Raw genomic sequence first — 17,404 nt, 5'->3', positions numbered from 1 at the left:
CTGAAGTCATCATTAAGCCTGAAAAACCGATGGATTTGAAGATGTGAAATTGTGTTGCACACTCACGGCTAGCGATCCTGTCAGGGTGTTTCCGTCATGCAGTTTCAGACGTCATCAGTACCAGATATCCGCTTCGGCTCCGGCCTGTTTGGCGATCTCGCCTCCGCGGCCAAGGGCTTCGAAGACGTGGCGATCGCAACCGTGGTCATGGACGGGTTTCTGGCGTCGACAGGTCTCGCCGCAGCACTTGCGGATGAGTTGGTCGCCGCCGGGATCGAGCCGCGACTCTATTGCGATTTCTCGGGCGAACCCAAACTCGCGCATCTTCGCGCGGCAAGTGAACTCGCAAAGGGTTCCGATCTTGTCATCGGTATCGGCGGTGGATCGGCGCTGGATATCGCCAAGATTGCTGCCTGCTGCGCCGCGTCCGGCGAGGACCCGATGCATTATGCGCTGGCCGCCAATCCGCTTCCACGCAACCCCCTGAAGAAGATCATGGTGCCGACGACGGCGGGCACCGGCTCGGAAACGTCTGCGACCAATATCTTTGCTGGGCCGGAAGGCAAGAAGCTGTGGATCTGGGGAGGGGAGACCAAGGCTGATCTCGTCATCCTCGACCCGGAGCTCACCATTTCGCTTCCGCCGCACCTGACGGCGTGGTGCGGCCTGGATGCCTTTATTCACGCTTTCGAGGCGGCAACGAACCGCAACACCCATGCCGGCGCGAAACTCTATGCCCATGAGGCCATGCGGCTTGTGGCAGGCTCGCTGGAAACGGCCGTCAAGGCTCCTGATAATCTCGATGCGCGCGGCAAGGTGCTGCTGGGCTCCTGCTATGCCGGTATCGCGATCGACAACTGCGGCACGGCTATCGCCCACAATATCAGTCATGCGCTGGCCGGGCTTGCGCCGGTTCATCACGGGCTTGCCACAGCGCTCGGCTTCGAGGCGACGCTTTCTTGGCTGTGCGATGTCGACACGCCGGACCTGAACGACGCGTCCCGTGCGCTGGGTCTTGCCGATGCGCAGGCGCTGCCCGGGTTCGTTTCCGACCTCATGGATCGCTGCGGAGTGCAGCGCTCGCTGCCGAAGGCGTTCGAGGCCTTTTCGGGTGCAGACCTTGCCGCCGAAATGCGGGCGGCGGAAAACCAGCCGATGCGGCGCTCGACCGTTCGCGACGTTTCCGATGCCGACATCGATACCTTCGCGGACACGATCATGGCGTTGCCGAAGACGCTTTAGGAACAGGGACACTCCGATGACCACGACCTATACCCGCGACTATTGGGAAAGCGCGCTTTCTACGCTCAAAACAGAAGGCCGTCTCTTCATCGAGGGCGATTACCGGCCGGCGCTATCAGGCGAGACGTTCACCCGTCCGCGCCCGATGGATGGCAAGCCGGGCGTGGCACTCGCGCGCGGCGTCGGCGCGGATATCGATGCGGCGGTCGCTTCGGCCCGCGCTGCCTTCGAAAGCGGTGTGTGGCGCAAACGAGAGCCGCTTGAGAAAAAGAAGATCATGCTTCGATGGGCGGACCTCATTCGGGCCCATGCCGAAGAGCTTGCGATGCTGGAAACGCTCGATGTCGGCAAGCCGGTGCTCGCTTCGCTCAATGTCGATGTGCGGCTGTGCGCCGATGGCATCCAGTATTACGGCGAAATGATCGACAAGCAGTATGACGAGATCGCACCGACCGGGCCGAATGCCCGGGCACTGGTGCGAAAGGTGCCGCTTGGTGTCATCGGGGTCATCACGCCTTGGAACTACCCGATGATCATCGATGCCTGGAAGCTCGGCCCTGCGATTGCGGCCGGCAATAGCGTCGTCCTCAAGCCGGCCGAACAGTCGTCGCTCTCGGCGCTTAGGCTTGCGGCACTGGCGGTGGAAGCCGGTCTTCCGGCCGGCGTGTTCAACGTCGTCACCGGTTACGGCGAAGAGGCGGGCAAGCCGCTGGCGCTGCATATGGATGTGGACATGATTGCCTTCACCGGTTCGACGGAAGTCGGCAAGCTGATCATGGGCTATGCCGCCCAATCCAACGTCAAGCGCGTGGCCCTGGAGCTTGGCGGCAAGTCCCCCATCGTCGTGTTCGAGGATGCAGACCTTGATGCCGCCGCCTCTGCCGCCGCCTGGGGCTGCTTCTACAATGCCGGCGAAACCTGCCATGCCTCGACCCGCCTTCTGGTGCAGCGCTCGGTTCAGGAGAAGCTGATTGCCAAGATCGAGGCGGTGACGGCAAGCGACATCGCGCTCGCGCATCCGTTCGAGCCTTCCTCCCAGATCGGCGCCCTGATCGACGAAGCGCATATGGAAAAAGTACTCGGCATGATCGCTGCCGGCAAGACGGAGGGTGCCAAACGTGTCTTCGGAGCCGAGCGGGTGCTTTCCGAAACGGGGGGCTTCTACATCTCGCCCGGCGTCTTTATCGACATGACCAACGACATGAGCCTGGCGCGGCAGGAAATATTCGGCCCGGTGCTTGCCGTCATCCCCTTCGATACGGAGGAGGAGGCGCTGCGGCTTGCCAATGATACGATCTATGGTCTGGCTGGCGCGGTGTTTACCAAAGACATGGACCGCGCCCACCGCGTTTCGGAAGCGATCCATGCGGGCACCGTGTGGATCAACACCTATGACATGGCGAATTTCTCGACGCCGTTCGGTGGGTTCAAGCAATCCGGTTTCGGACGCGACCGTTCGGTGCATGCGATCGACAAATACTGCGACTACAAGACCATCTGGCAGCAGTTCGGGTGAAAATCTCGCCTCCTGATGACGGGAGGCCGTTCATACATAGCAAAGGCCCCTCTGGCCTGCCGGCCATCTCCCCCACAAGGGGGAGATACAGTGCGGCACTCGCTCACTTGGAATTGATCCTCGGGGGTGCCGCGGGGTTAAAGCCCTCCTTTTGTGGGGAGGGTGGGGAGGGGTCTTCGTCAGTCCGGCAACATCAGCGGAGGAAAGCCATGAGCCGTATCGCATCGATCGAGATCACCCATCATCGCCTGCCGCTCGATCCAGCCTTCAAGGCGAGCTGGGATGGCAGGCCGCGGCATCATTTCGACGCCACGATCGTGCGCGTCAGGGACGATGAGGGCCGGGAGGGGATCGGCTCGGGCGACCTGATGAAGGGTTTCAAGGGTCACGAGGACCTGTTCATCGGCCAGGACCCACGTCATCTGGAGCGGCACTACGAGGTGCTCTCACATATCAACTTTCACTATGGCCGATGCTGGCCGCTGGATCTGGCGCTTTGGGATCTGTCGGGCAAGATCAATGGAGAGCCCGTCTGGCGCATGCTCGGAGGCCGCTCGGACAAGGTGCGTCTCTACGCATCCTCGGGCGTGCTGCGCGATCCCCAGGCGATGGCGGATCAGGCGGAGCGTTATGTCGAGGAAGGCTTCCCGGCCATGAAGGTGCGCTTCTCGTCCTCTGCCGGCGGACGGTCGAGCTGGCGGGATGACATCAAGGCGCTGGGAGCGATCCGTGCCCGCGTCGGCGATCGCCTGGAACTGATGGTCGACTGCAATCAGGGCTGGCGCATGCCCTGGGATACGACACTGCCATGGACGTTCAAGGATGCACTTGCGGTTGCGAAGGAACTGGAAAGGCTCGACATCTACTGGATGGAAGAACCGCTGTTCCGGTCCGACCGCAAGGGCATGCGAGCGTTGAAGGAGGCGACGTCGGTGAGGATCGCGGGCGGCGAGATGACCCGCGAGCTCTCGGAATTCCGCGATATCATCGAGGAGCGTGCGTTCGACGTGATCCAGCCGGATGTTGCGCTGGTGGGCGGCATTACCGGCTGCCGGCGGCTCGTCTATCAGGCGCGGGAGGCGGGGGTGACGTTTACGCCGCACAGCTGGACCAACGGAATCGGCGTGCTTGCCAACGCGCATCTGACTGCCGGCGTGGGGGATGCGCCTTTCCTCGAATACCCTTACGACAATCCGGAATGGAGCGAGGCGCGGCGGGATTATCCGATGGCTTCGCCTCTCAAGCACAGCCGCGGCTGGCTGGAACTGGGCGACGCGCCGGGTCTCGGCATCTTGCTGGAAGAGGATCGTCTCGCGTCAACCCGGATTGCCTGATCCCAGGCCGTCTGCACCCTGAGTTCGCAGAGCCTGCGGTCTACCAGCGTCGACCAACGAAGAGGTGATTGACGACGCCGAAATCTCCTGCGCATTCGATTTCTTTTGCCGCTATAAGTTGCCGGCAGAGTGATTTGATAGGATGTGGCGCCGGAAGTTCCGGCAATTCAGAGCCATATCGTGTGGGAGCGGGCTTTGATCGACAAGCTGGAATTCTTCATTGCGCTGGCACGGGAAGGCCATTTCGGTCGCGCGGCCGAGGAATGCGGCATTGCCCAGCCTTCCCTGTCGGCGGCGATCCGGCACCTCGAAGACAGTCTCGGCGTCCAGCTCGTGGTGCGCGGGTCGCGCTATCAGGGCCTGACGCCCGAGGGACAGCGCGTGCTGGAATGGGCAAAACGCATTGTAGGCGACGCCCGCACGATGCGCGAGGAAATGCGCGCCGCGCGCAAGGGGCTTGCGGGCCACATCCGTCTTGCCGTCATCCCGACGGCGCTTGCCATGGTGCCCAGCCTGACGGGGCCTTTCCAGACCCGGTATCCGGATGTGACGTTCTCGGTCGTGTCTCGCACATCGCTGCAGATCCTGACGCAGCTCGACAATTTCGAGATCGATGCGGGCATTACCTATCTCGACAACGAGCCGCTCGGTCGTGTCGTCAGCATTCCGCTCTATTCAGAAAGCTACAATCTCGTCACGGCCGACGGCACGCCTCTTTCCGACCGTAAACAGGTGACCTGGACCGAAATGGCCGGGTTGCAGCTCTGCCTTTTGACGCCGGATATGCAGAACCGCCGGATTATAAGCCAGCACCTCGCGGAAGCCGGCGTGACGGCGAGGCCGATGCTTGAATCCAATTCGATGGTCACGCTGCTGGCGCATGTCGGTACCGGTCGCTGGGCCAGCATCATGCCGCAGAACGTGGCCGAGTCCTTCGGTTTCTCGCAGAATATCCGCACCATTCCGATCGTGGAGCCGCATGTCAGCCATACGGTTGGTCTTGTCGCTCCGCATCGCGAACCCAATACGCCACTGGTTTCAGCGCTGCTCCACGAGGCGCGCCTGCTCGGAAAGTCCTGATGTCCACGTTGAATGATGAACACAAGGGCGGCATCGCGCCGACCGTTTCGCTGGCTGAAACGTCCTATCGCGATGGGCTCGTCAAGGAAACGAGCCGGTTCGTACCCGAAGAGGTGCCGATCGCCTTTTCCTACGGTGGCTCAACCCAGGCGGTGATGATGGGCACGCCTGCCGATCTCGAGGACTTCGCGGCCGGTTTCACGCTGACGGAAGGCATCATTGCTTCCATCGCCGAGATTGAAGGGATCGAGGTGCTCCAGGAGGGCGACGGTCTCGATGTTCAGGTCACGCTTGCCGAAGACAAGGAAGATGCTCTGCGCGCCAGACGACGCCATATGGCAGGACCCGTCGGCTGCGGCCTTTGCGGCATCGAATCGATCGAGCAGGCGATGCGTCCGGTGCCTGATGTCTCCGGTGTCGACATGCTTCTGTCAGCCGCTGACATTGCGCGTGCCAGCAACGCGCTCAATTCCGCCCAGCCGTTGCATGCCCAGACTCGCGCGGTTCACGGAGCCGGTTTCTACGTCCTCGGCGAGGGACTGGTTGCGGTGCGCGAGGATGTCGGTCGGCACAATGCGCTCGACAAGCTTGCGGGCGCCGTGATGCGCGCAGGCCGCACGGGCGCCGAAGGCGTCGTCGTCGTTACCAGCCGCATCTCGGTAGAAATGGTGCAGAAGGCCGCCATTCTCGGTGCCCCAGTCTTGATCGCCATATCGGCGCCGACGGCACTGGCCATCCGCACGGCGGACGCCGCAGGCATGACCCTTGTCGCACTCTCACGCGGCGAGGATTTTGAGATCTTCACGCATCCGCACCGGATCCGTTTCGAGTAAGCCGAGGTTGCCTGAACGCCGCCCCGGCTGCTCTTGAGGGTGTGTCTCAGAAATCTTCCCAGCCACCGGCGGTTTTCAGATTGCCTTGAACCATGCGCAGCGGCGCCACGTTGGCTGCTGCCGGCGTATAGTTCGACTCCGGCCTGCGGACCTGTGAGGTGACGGAGCCGATATCGAATTGGCTGAGCAGAGCCTTCAGGCTATCGGCCTCGTTGGCCAGTGAATAGCTGGCAGCGGTGGTTTCCTCCACCATCGCGGCGTTCTTCTGGGTCGCCTGGTCCATGTGATTGACCGCGCTGCTGATCTCTCGCAGGCTGGTTGCCTGTTCGCGGGATGCCTCGACGATCGCGCCGACATTTTCATGGATGCTTGCCACCTGCACGAGGATTTCCTGCAGTGATCGGCCGGTACGCCCGACCAGTTCGACACCGCTGGAGACCTGATGTGCCGAGGTGTTGATCAGAGTCTTGATTTCCTTGGCGGCCTTGGCCGAACGCTGAGCGAGTTCGCGCACTTCCTGAGCAACCACGGCAAATCCCTTGCCCGCTTCACCCGCGCGCGCCGCCTCGACACCGGCGTTCAGGGCTAGGAGGTTGGTCTGGAAGGCGATGTCGTCGATTACACCGATAATGTTGTTGATCTCGTTCGACGATGCGGCGATCTCGTCCATCGCCGAAATGGCACTGCGCACGACAAGGCCGGATTGCTCGGCATTTTCCTTGGTGGCCCTGACCTGCTTGCCGGCCTCGTCGGCGCGGCTGCTGGAATCGGTGACGGTGCGCGTCACTTCCTCAAGGGCTGCTGCGGCCTGCTCAAGTGCGGCTGCCGCCTGCTCGGTGCGCTTTGCGAGCTCTCCAGATGCGTCACGGACTTCGGTTGAAGCCGCGGCAATACCGGCTGCATTCTGCGCCACGGTGCGCATGGCATCGGTCAGCTTGGCGGCGACCTCGTTGAAGTCGCTTCGGGTGGTTTCCATGCTCGGCACGAAGGGCGTATCGAGTGCCTGGTCAAGCTTGCCGTCCGCGAGATTGCGCAGGCCTTTGCTCAGCATGCCGATTGCGTTCATGCGCGGCGTCACGTCGGTTGCAAACTTGACGACCTTCGTGACCTTACCGTTGAGATCGCGGATCGGGTTATAGGCGGCCTGGATCCAGATCTCGCGGCCACCCCTTCCGTAGCGGACAAACTCGTCGGCGACGAACTCGCCTTCCGACAGCTTCTTCCAGAATTCCGCATAGGCAGGTGACGCCGCATAGCCGGGCTCGCAGAACATCCGGTGGTGGCGTCCCTTGATCTCGGCCAGATCGTAGCCGACAGCGTTGCAGAGGTTTTCGTTGGCGTCGAGGATTTCGCCCTGTGGTGTGAATTCGATGACTGCCTGCGACCGGCTGATTGCCGAAAGCTTGCTCGCGTCGTCGGCTGCCTTCAGCTTCGTGGCCGTGATGTCGGTCGCGAACTTGATGACCTTGTATGGTTTGCCGTTGCGCATGACCGGGTTGTAGGAGGCCTGGATCCAGATTTCCCCGCCTGATTTGGTGATACGCTTGTACTCCCGCGCCTCGAACTTGCCGGCAGCGAGGTCTTTCCAGAAAGAGCGGTATTCGTCGGACGCAACGAAAGCGGGCTCGCAGAACATGCGGTGATGCTTGCCTTTTATTTCTGCGAGCGTGTACCCCAGCGCCTGGCAGAAATTCTCGTTGGCATCCAGGATGGTGCCGGTCAGATCAAATTCAATAACGGCCTGCGAACGCGATATGGCGTCGAAGATCCGCGCCACATCCCCGGCTTTACCCAATCCCAGCATGATGATCCCCTTGCCGCGCCGCGTCGGACACTTGGCTGCGTACTTTTGACGCCTTTTCCCAACAGCGGGATGGTCGTCGCCCCGGGATAATATTAGAAAGCATAAATATTAAAAAGTGATGGATGAAAACGGATTGTGAGCAAGTATTACGAAGCAAACGACAAAGGCCGCATGACTTAGTCATGCGGCCTTTGTTCAAATCGCGGAGATGGTTTAGGCAGCGAGTTCTTCTACTTCGGTGCCCTTGAACATCTTTGACAGGTTGAGGAAGCAGATCATGCCGTTTTCGTTGGCGATGATGCCTTCCGAGAACGACTTGTCGAACGAAGCGGAGACTTCCGGAACCGGCTGAACCGTGTTTGCGGGAATGGTCAGGATGTCGGACACGCGATCGACCAGCATGCCGATGACCATGTTATGCACCTCGGCGACCACAATCGCGCTCCGCTCGTTTGCGACAGTGCTCTTCATGCCCAGCTTGAAGGCCAGATCGATGATCGGGATGACGGATCCGCGCAGGTTCATGACGCCGATGACGTCGGCCGGTGCATGCGGGAGCGGTGTCGACGGGGCCCAACCGCGGATTTCGCGGATGGTGGTGGTCTTCACGCAGAACTCCTGATCGTGAAGGCGGAAGGCGATGATCTCAAGCGTATCGCCACTGTAAGTCTTCGAGTTGATCGTCGCGGACATCAAAGTTCTTCCCGGTTCGTGCAGGCCTTTACGGCGACAGCGGCAGGTCCGGTTCAAGGCTTTCAGCTGGCGCTGCTGACCTTTCCGCAACGGTGCTGCAAACCGTATGGCAAGTTTCAATTCGCTAACTGTATGCGAAGAGTATTTCGCAATTCTAAACTTGCTCACCAGTTCGCTAATGTTCTGGCATGTCTCCGCAGGCAGGGCAGCTCTTGCTGCGCCCGGTTGCCGGCCACGTTCAGGGCAGTCGGATGTTTCCCGTCTGGTGGGCTGTGGGTGGCTCTACGTCACCTGGTCAGTATTCTTTTTCGTAGAATACGCCTGCGGTGCCGCCTTCGCTGCCGGCGCCGGCCTTCAGCTTGACGCCACGCCCGACATCCAGATTGATGGTGGCCTGAGCGCCGTTCTGGCCGCCCTGCTCGACCTGGAAGTAGGTGCGCTTGTTGATGTAGCGCCCCACCGATACCGTCGTCTGGCCCGTATCGTCTGTGCTGATGTCGAGGTCATCGACGCCGAGGTTGCTGCGCAGCTTTTCGAGCAGCGACGTCGAGCCCCCGCCGGCAAGCTGGGTCACGGCATCGGCCAGCTGTGCAATCTGCAGCGGCGACAGACGCGACATCGATTGGTTGAAGATCAGTCGTGCCAGAACCTCGTCCTGCGGCAGGGCAGGGGCGGAGGAGAAGGAAATCGTCGGATCGTTGGCAACGCCGGTAATGTTCACCGTGATCGTCGTCTGGCCGGAGCTCGTGTTGGCTTCCATGTCGAGGATCGGTACCAGACCGCCGCCGAAGGTGATCTTGCCTTCGGTAAAGTCCAGCCGCTTTGAGAGGATGACAATGCGGCCTCTACGCATGTCGAAGCCACCGGAAATGACAGGGGTGACTGCGTCGCCCCTGATCGTCAGGTCGCCGCCGAGCTCGGCGTCGATACCGCGGCCTCGCACGAAGATACCGTTTGGTGCCAGGATCTGCAGGTCGAGTGCGATCGGCTCGCTGGCACCCTTTGCGCTTTTCGGCCGGATTTCCTCCATCTGGCGCACAACGTCGCGTGGGGCGTTGCGGTGGCGGATATCGATCGATGACAGTGATGACGGAAGCCGGGCCGGCACGGTGATTGCAGCCTTGGTCAGCGACACCTTGCCCTTCAGCGCCGGGCCCGACAGCAGCGGGCCGTTGATCGTGAGATCTCCGTCAGCGGTGACCGCAAACAGGTTTCCGTCCGCATAGCTCGCCTTGTTGAGGACGATGCGCAGATCGGCCGGAAAGCCCTCGGTCGTCTCTACAGAGCCTGTCACGGCGACGGTGCCGCCGCTTGCAAGCGTTCCGCCCAGCCGCTCGATCGTGGCGCGGGTGCCGTCGAGCCGAACGTTGAGAGCGAGATTGTTGATGGCGAGATTGCGCCTGGCATCGACGAACTTCGCCCCTGAGGAGGTGACGCTGCCCGAGAGAAGCGGTGCCTTGGCCGTTCCGCGAATGCCGAGATCGACATTGCCGGTGCCTGTCAGCACGAAGCCCTGGGCGGCAAGTTGGCCCGCGAGTATGGAAAACGGAAAGCGCCCATCGAATTTAAGGTTCAGCGCCTTGTCGCCTTCGAGCGAGACAGCGCCGCCACCGGTGAGCGAAATACCGCCGCCGCCGGTGAGACCGAGGTCGACGGTTACGCGCGTACCCTCATAGGTACCCTTGGCAGTCACATCCACCGAAGCAACGCCTGCGGATGTCGACTGGCTGACGGAGGCGTTCGCCCAACGCAGATCGTAACGAACGGCCGGCGCCTGGGGACTTCCGGTTGCCACCACGGTCCCGGAGATCGCGCCTTTTGCGCCGAGGCCCGGTACGAAGGCATTTGCGAGACTGGCCGGGACAGATCTGGCCCTGGCATTGATGTCGAGCGCCGGCGCGCCGTCGGCGTTGAGGATCACGCGTCCGTCGGCGGTCAGTTCCAGACCATCGGATCCCGTGAGACGGGTGCGGTCTAGTGTGACTGTACGGTCGGCGAAGCTTCCGGCAGCCTGGAGTCGAAAGGGTGCGATGCCAGCGTCGCGCATCTGGCGAAGCTGTGCATCACTCCATTCCAAATCATATTTGATCGCCGGGGCAGAGGTCGTGCCCGTTGCATTGATCGTGCCGGAAATGACGCCGGCTGCATTGATCGAAGGTACGAACGTGTTGATCAGGCTGGCCGGCAGGGACGTGATCTTGGCGGAAAGATCAAGCGCCGTGCCGGCGGTCCCGTTCAGAGACAGACGGCCGTTGCCGGTGGCAATGGTAAAGTCGGTAAACCGCGCGTTGCCGTTCTCGACGACGATCCGGGTTGGGGCAGCGAGGCGCACGGGGATCTTGCGTGGCGTCGCATTGAAGCTGTTGATCTCGACAGCAAGCCCGTCCGCGGTCTGGATCGCGCCGGCACCCTCGAGTGGCGCATTGTCGTAGGTCGCGGACAGCTTGAAGTCCGTCGTCGTACCACCGTGGGTGATACCCAACTGCATGTTATCGATGACGTTGGTGCCGCTGCCGATGCGCGCCGCACTGATCGAACCGGCAGCCGCAATCGCCTTCAGGTCCGGGATCGTCAGGTCGACCTTGGGTTGGGCGATCTCGATAGCACCTCGCTTCAGCAAGGAACCTTCGGCCTTCACGACAGCGCTCGCCTTGCCGTCGACATTGGCAAAGGTCGCCGAACCGCGCAGGTCGCCTTGCGCCTGCTGGGCTGCGAGTGCGGCAAGAAGTGCCACATCGGGGAAGTTGAAGGTGACTTCGCCGGTGGGAAGGAATTCCGGCGAGAAGGTCAGTGCGCCGTTCAGGCGGTTCGGGCCGATTTCGGCGACGATATTGGGGGCAGACGTCTGGCCGTTCGCCGACTGCACATCGGCATTGATGCGGATCGGCTGGCTGTCCAGAGTGCCCTTGGCGACGATCGTGCCCTGCGGCGCCTGTGGATTGGCGGTGCCATTGATCGTGAAGCTCAGATCTTCGAGCTTGCGGCCTACGAGCCTTGCCTCGGCGGAGTTGACGACGGCCTTGACGGCCAGTGCCGTGGTGGGGCCGCTGGTGGTGATGTCAAAGCCTGCGGCGCCTTCGGCGTCCGGCAGCCAGCGCTTGATGTCCGGAAGGCGTCCGGCAAGGTGGCTGACCAGCGTGCCGTTCTCATAGAGCACGTTGCCGCGGGCTTCGAGTGCGTTCGATTTCAGCGTGACGTTTTCCAGGCTGATGCGGTTTGCCGAGGAGGCGTCGACATAGCCTTCGGCGGCAATTGCGCCCTCAAACTTCGGTGCCAGCGACGGCGGCAGGACCGAGGCATTGGTCGAAATGCGGAAATTGCCGGTGACTGTCTGCTTCGACGTATCGAATGCGCCGCTGACCGTACCGCTGATGCCGGCGCTTTCGAGCGTCGCTGCATCCAGGCCGATGGCCGGTGGTGCCAGCCGAAGTGGTGCGTCGAGCGTCAGCGGCCCGCGGATCACACGGTTGAGGTCGGGATTGACGAAGCTCATCTGACCAATCGTGAGGCGGCTGCGGATGCTGCCGGCCCGTTGGATGAGGTCGAGATCCTCGCTTTCAGCCTGTAGCCGCACCTGGCCGAACCGGCCTTGCGGAAGCTCTGCGGAATTCAGCGCTGCCGTCGCATTGAAACGAGCAGAGGCTGCGGCGCCGGTTAGGGTGAAATTGATCGTATCAATGGAGAAGCGGCTCTCCTGGCCGTTGATCGGCCACGCGATCGAGACCGGGCCCTTGGTGCCGGAAACGCCGGCCGTCAGGCTGTTGTCGCCGTTCGGGTCCCATGCGCCCTTGGCGGTAATCTTAACGGCGCCGGAGGTTAGGTCGCCGCGCTGGATGTCGACGCGACCCGAAGGCGCGTAGATGGCGGCGACATTGATGTCCGTTGTACCTTCGACCAGCGACCGGAAGGCTGGCGGCATCAGCGTTGCAAGCTGGCCACCACCGATGATTTCCACGCGGTGGGCGCCGTTGTCGACCAGGACATGTTTGCCGTCCACGGAGATGACAGGTGCGCCATCGACATTGCCGACGAGACGGCCGGCCCAGTTCGAGAGAGGTCCTTCGCCATCCAGCCCCAATGCGACGGCAGGAGCGCCGGGAAGGCGCAACAGGCGGGCGAGCAGTCCGCCCTGCGGTTCGGAGACCGAGGCCTTCAGCTGCAGGCGGTTTTCCGACGGTGCGTAGACGATATCTGCGGATGCCTTCGCATCCATCTCGTCCTTGCGGGTTGCTTCCAGCTTGAGCGAGATGTTGGGCCCGGTCGCATCGATCGAGCCCTTCACCGACAGCGCAAAATCGCGTCCGGAGAGAGCCTGCGACAGGTTGATATCCGGCAGATCTATCTGCGCGACCCGAATGCCGACCGGCAGCGGCGAGCCGGACGACTTTGTCGTGCTCTGCGTCGTTATGGTCGCATCGGGCTGCGGCGGACGAATGAAGTTCACGGTCGTTGCGGAAACCCGGTCTGCGCGGAAGACGCCCGAGACCAGCGCCGATGGCGACCAGTCGACCTCGATGCCGCCGATTTCGGCATAGGCACCGTCCTTGTCCGACAGCGTCAGGCTGTCGATGCGCAGATCACCCGACAGCAGACCTTCCGGTCGAGAGAAACTGACCTTGCGGTCCGGGGTGGACACCAGCGCCGAGATCCGCTCTGCCGCAATGTTTCCGCCGAACGGCGTCAATGCAACGAACAGGACGACGCCGAGCGCCATGACGAAAAGGACCCCGACCGCGGCAATCGCGGCCTTGAAGACCCATCTCAGCAGGCGAACGAAAAGCGTCATGCTGGCAACTTTACCTTTCAGAATGCCTGGCCAATGCCGGCATAAATTCCATACTGGCTACCGTCGTCATAGCGTCGCAACGGAAGCGCGACGTCCAGCCTGATCGGCCCGAAAGGAGTGGCGTAACGCAACCCGATCCCCGCTCCAGCTCTTATATCAGAAAAATCAGGCACGATTTCGGTCGAAACCGTACCGACGTCGAGAAACGGTACGATGCCGATGCTATCTGACACTTTTACGCGCATTTCAAAAGAGGCCACAGTGTAGGATCGTCCGCCCAGCGCTTCGTCATCGCCGTTATAAGGCGAAATTTCGCGATAGGAATAGCCGCGCACCGATCCGCCGCCGCCGGCATAAAAGCGCCTGGTGGCTGGGATGTCCTGCAGCTCGTCGGCGCCGACCAGCGTCCCCGCACTCAGCTTGCCTGCAAACACCACCCGATCCTCTGCACCCAATCCGAGATACCCGGAAATCGAGCCCTCGAAAGACGAGAAAATGCTTTGATTGAAGAACTCATAACTAGGCTTGGCGGAAAGCGTTGCGCGGTAACCTTCGGTTGGGTCCAGTTTGTTGTCACGCGCGTCGCGTTCGAAGCCGACAGGCACGCTGAACGTCAGGTACTCATTCTTTCCGAAGGCATCGTCGGCGAGAATATACGCGACTTCGCCGCCGGCGGTGAGCTTGTCGGTGTCGTTGAGTTCGTAGGAAAAGCCGGCCGAATAGGCGATCGACTGCGCGTCGTAGATATCGTCTGGATTTTCGCTCTTGGCTTCCAGGCGCGATTCGAACGTTGCCTCAGGCACGGGAAAGCCCGGCTTGGTAAAGACGATACCGGCGGAATAGTCGAATGTGGTGACGTCGGTCGTTGCGCCGATGCCGGAGACCTTGCCTTCCACGCGCAGCGATTCGGCCTGGCCAAACAGATTGCGATGCCCCCAGTAACCCGAGAGACCCGCTCCATCGAGCGAAGAGTATTCGGCACCAAAGCCGAAATACCGCTGCTTGCCGTCCGAAACCTCGATCATCAGCGGCAGCGATCCATCCGGCGCAAGTGCATCGGATTCCTGAATCGTGACGCTCGAAAACACACCGAGCTCGCGCAGCCGGTCATTGGCCTTTTTCAGCTGCACCGGTGAATAGCGGCCACCCTTGTCGAGGCGGGAATAGCGTTTGATGAAGGCTGGGTCGACTGTGCGCGAGCCTTTGACCGTGACCATGCCAAACGGTGCGATCGGGCCCGAGATGGCGCCGAGCACGACATCGACCGTGTTGGTGCGATGGTCGGCGGTCACCTGCCGTTCGGTCAGCTTGGCAAGCGGTCGACCTTCCGCCTTGACGTCGACCAGCAGCTTTTCGCCGGCTTTCAGAATCACGCGCGAGCCGGCTTCGCCGCCAGGCTCCAGATCGTAGTCCGCGGGGTTACGACCGGCCGCATCCTTGTCGAACCGCACCGAGCCAAGTTTGAAAACCGGTCCGGGTTCGATCTGAACCGTCACGGGAACGGGTGATGAGTGGTCGAAGGTGGGGTTGGGTGGCAGCGCGTCGATATCCGTTCCGGCAACAGAGATACGGACGACCCCACCATACCGGGCTTCTTCGTAGAGAACAGCAACCAGGCGGTCCCGGTCTTCGCGGGCCTTGATGACGATGCCAAGATCACCGGATACAGGCTCGTCCTTGTCGGCGATCAGCGATGCCGCGGTTTCCAGGCGATCCTTGAGTTTCTTGTCCGCATCACCGGCTTCCAGAGTCGCGTCGTAGCGGACCGGGTCGATCACCTCGACCTTGTCCTCGTCGTCGCCAAACAGTGTAATGCCGAAAAGCTTGAAAGCGTAGGCGCTCTCGATGAGCGCAGGCGAACAAAGAAGGGCGGCCGCAATCGCTGCGACGGAACCGGTCCTCCGGTAATTCATCTTCTTCCGCCCGCTGCTTACGTTCTGCATACGCTAACTTATTGCCGACTTATCACCGCCCCGGCCATCATGACCAGCTCCTGGTCTTGTGTAGCCGCAAATTGTTTAACGGGGTACCCCCGTCTCGTCGATAAGTATGTCTTCATAAATGAAAAAGCCCTGGAGCATGCTCCAGGGCCACAGTCTTGCGGAGCTCGTCGAGCGCCGCTCCGATTAGTAACGGCGCGGGCAATCGTCGATGTAGCGACGGCCGTAGCGATCGCGATAATAGCACTGGCCCGGCTGTTCCGACACGTTGCCGATGACCGCACCGGAAACGCCGCCGATGGCTGCGCCAACGGCTGCGCCGCGGACGTTACCGGTGACTGCGCCGCCAATGATGGCGCCGGATGCAGCGCCGATACCGGCACCCTTTTCAGTCGCGGTGCAGCTCGCGAGAGATGCGCCGAGCACGAGAAGCATCAAAGCCTTTTTCATGAATTCCTCCTGAGTAGTTCCTGCCGGTTGATTGTGTCCGGCGAAACCCTTGCAGGTGCGCACGCCGGGCTTTTGTGCATCCGATGAACAATAGGCCGGCTCTTCAAATAGTCCATATAAGCAAGACACATTCTGATCTCATTCTTCGATGGCTGTGGCAAAAATCCGCTTTCAGTCAGGTTTCGCCGGTATGAAATGGGGATTGATCGGCTGGCCGACTTGGGGAATGATGAGAAGGTGGGGGAAGTCGCATCACGCCAGATCGAGCCGATTGTTCGGAAAGTCTTTCGTCTTTTCGGGGTCGCCTGACTCGTAACGATTTTGGCAGATTTCAATGGTAGTTTCGCTTCATTGGAATCATTCCAAAAAATCGGGCTTTTCGCCGCAGGTCGATGCAATTTGGCCTATACGGGCTTGACGCATGGCGAAACCGGACCCAAAACCGGGGTAGGTTCTGGAGTGTGACATGGATTTCGAGGCATTTTTCAAAAGCGAACTGGACGGACTTCATTCTGAAGGCCGCTATCGTGTGTTCGCTGATCTCGAGCGGCATCGCGGAAGCTTTCCGCGCGCGACGCGTCATACGCCCGAGGGACCGAGAGAGGTTACCGTCTGGTGTTCCAACGATTATCTCGGCATGGGCCAGAACCCGGCCGTGATCGAGGCCATGCACGAGGCCATTGATCACTGTGGCGCGGGTGCGGGAGGCACCCGGAATATTTCTGGCACCACCCACTACCATGTTCTTCTGGAGCAGGAGCTCGCTGACCTTCACGGCAAGGAATCCTCGCTCGTGTTCACGTCCGGATATATCTCCAACTGGGCGACGCTGGGTACGCTTGGCCAGAAGATCCCCGGTCTGATCATTTTTTCCGACGCGTTGAACCATGCCTCGATGATCGAGGGCATCCGCTATGCCAAATGCGACCGGGTGATCTGGAAGCATAACGATCTGAACGATCTGGAAGCAAAGCTTGCGGCAGCCGATCCGAAGGCGCCCAAGATGATCGCGTTCGAGAGCGTCTACTCGATGGACGGCGATATCTCGCCGATCAAGGAGATCTGCGATCTTGCCGACAAATACGGTGCGATGACCTATCTCGACGAAGTTCATGCGGTCGGGATGTACGGCCCGCGCGGCGGCGGCATTGCCGAACGCGAAGGCCTCATGGACCGTCTGACGATCATCGAAGGTACGCTTGGCAAGGCTTTCGGCGTCATGGGCGGCTATATCGCGGCATCAACGGCGCTGTGCGACTTCATTCGTTCGTTCGCATCCGGTTTCATCTTCACCACGGCTTTGCCACCGACACTTGCGGCCGGCGCGATCGCTTCGATCCGCCACCTCAAGGCAAGTCCGTTCGAGCGCGTGCGTCACCAGGACCGCGTCAAGAAGCTGCGGATGATGCTTGATCAGCAGGGCATCCCCCATATGCACAACCCAAGCCATATCGTGCCTGTCATGGTCGGCGATGCGGCCAAGTGCAAGTGGATCTCCGACATCCTGCTCGACACCTGCGACGTCTATGTCCAGCCGATCAACTATCCGACGGTTGCGAAAAAGACCGAGCGCCTGCGCATCACACCGACGCCGCTGCATACGGATGCGGATCTGGAACATCTGGTCAGCTCGCTGCATCAGCTGTGGTCGCGCTGCGCATTGGCACGCCAGGTCGCCTGACACGACGTCTGCCTCATCCCCGTGCGTGTCACGGGGATGCCGGGC

11 protein-coding genes are annotated in these 17,404 nt (G+C 61.2%); 6 read left to right on the top strand and 5 right to left on the bottom strand.

Annotated features, from left to right (window positions below; genetic code table 11):
• Positions 1 to 96 precede the first annotated feature (96 nt).
• The 5 genes from ACQY1K_RS15415 to fdhD all read left to right on the top strand — a co-directional run bounded on the left by ACQY1K_RS15415 (position 97) and on the right by fdhD (position 6,005).
• Positions 97 to 1,242, top strand: coding sequence for an iron-containing alcohol dehydrogenase (locus tag ACQY1K_RS15415; RefSeq protein ID WP_430257787.1), 1,146 nt, complete (start codon positions 97 to 99; stop codon positions 1,240 to 1,242).
• A gap of 16 nt (positions 1,243 to 1,258) precedes the next feature.
• Positions 1,259 to 2,758: an aldehyde dehydrogenase family protein gene (locus tag ACQY1K_RS15410; RefSeq protein ID WP_430257786.1), complete on the top strand. Its 1,500-nt coding sequence runs from the start codon at positions 1,259 to 1,261 to the stop codon at positions 2,756 to 2,758.
• Positions 2,759 to 2,967: 209 nt separating this feature from the next.
• Positions 2,968 to 4,092, top strand: coding sequence for a mandelate racemase/muconate lactonizing enzyme family protein (locus ACQY1K_RS15405; RefSeq protein WP_430257784.1), 1,125 nt, complete (start codon positions 2,968 to 2,970; stop codon positions 4,090 to 4,092).
• A gap of 195 nt (positions 4,093 to 4,287) precedes the next feature.
• The gene (locus ACQY1K_RS15400) at positions 4,288 to 5,172 is read left to right on the top strand and encodes a LysR family transcriptional regulator (RefSeq protein WP_062462554.1); all 885 of its coding nucleotides are present in this window, start codon (positions 4,288 to 4,290) and stop codon (positions 5,170 to 5,172) included.
• A complete protein-coding gene (gene fdhD, locus ACQY1K_RS15395) occupies positions 5,172 to 6,005 on the top strand; it encodes a formate dehydrogenase accessory sulfurtransferase FdhD (protein WP_062581723.1) in 834 nt (277 codons plus the stop codon). The genes ACQY1K_RS15400 and fdhD overlap by 1 nt, the downstream gene beginning before the upstream one ends.
• 46 nt (positions 6,006 to 6,051) lie before the next feature.
• Here fdhD and ACQY1K_RS15390 read toward each other — a convergent pair whose 3' ends face one another.
• The 5 genes from ACQY1K_RS15390 to ACQY1K_RS15370 form a co-directional block, all read right to left on the bottom strand.
• Complete coding sequence (locus tag ACQY1K_RS15390) at positions 6,052 to 7,809, bottom strand: methyl-accepting chemotaxis protein (RefSeq protein ID WP_430257783.1); 1,758 nt, start codon at positions 7,807 to 7,809, stop codon at positions 6,052 to 6,054.
• A 213-nt stretch (positions 7,810 to 8,022) separates the two neighbouring features.
• Complete coding sequence (locus tag ACQY1K_RS15385; RefSeq protein ID WP_062462566.1) at positions 8,023 to 8,502, bottom strand: chemotaxis protein CheW; 480 nt, start codon at positions 8,500 to 8,502, stop codon at positions 8,023 to 8,025.
• Positions 8,503 to 8,797: 295 nt separating this feature from the next.
• Positions 8,798 to 13,288 carry a translocation/assembly module TamB domain-containing protein gene (locus tag ACQY1K_RS15380; RefSeq protein WP_192077820.1) on the bottom strand — a complete coding sequence of 1,497 codons (4,491 nt, stop codon included), beginning with the start codon at positions 13,286 to 13,288 and terminating at the stop codon, positions 8,798 to 8,800.
• 17 nt (positions 13,289 to 13,305) lie between these two features.
• Complete coding sequence (locus ACQY1K_RS15375; protein WP_092659354.1) at positions 13,306 to 15,231, bottom strand: autotransporter assembly complex protein TamA; 1,926 nt, start codon at positions 15,229 to 15,231, stop codon at positions 13,306 to 13,308.
• 183 nt (positions 15,232 to 15,414) lie between these two features.
• Positions 15,415 to 15,678, bottom strand: a complete 264-nt coding sequence (locus tag ACQY1K_RS15370; RefSeq protein WP_062462576.1) for a glycine zipper domain-containing protein — start codon at positions 15,676 to 15,678, stop codon at positions 15,415 to 15,417.
• A 466-nt stretch (positions 15,679 to 16,144) separates the two neighbouring features.
• Between ACQY1K_RS15370 and hemA the strand changes: the two genes are divergently transcribed.
• A complete protein-coding gene (gene hemA, locus ACQY1K_RS15365) occupies positions 16,145 to 17,359 on the top strand; it encodes a 5-aminolevulinate synthase (protein ID WP_062581729.1) in 1,215 nt (404 codons plus the stop codon).
• Positions 17,360 to 17,404 lie beyond the last annotated feature (45 nt).

The organism is Neorhizobium sp. IRS_2294 (assembly GCF_050500145.1).
GTDB lineage: Bacteria > Pseudomonadota > Alphaproteobacteria > Rhizobiales > Rhizobiaceae > Neorhizobium > Neorhizobium soli.
This window is presented reverse-complemented; position numbering and strand designations above follow the sequence as displayed.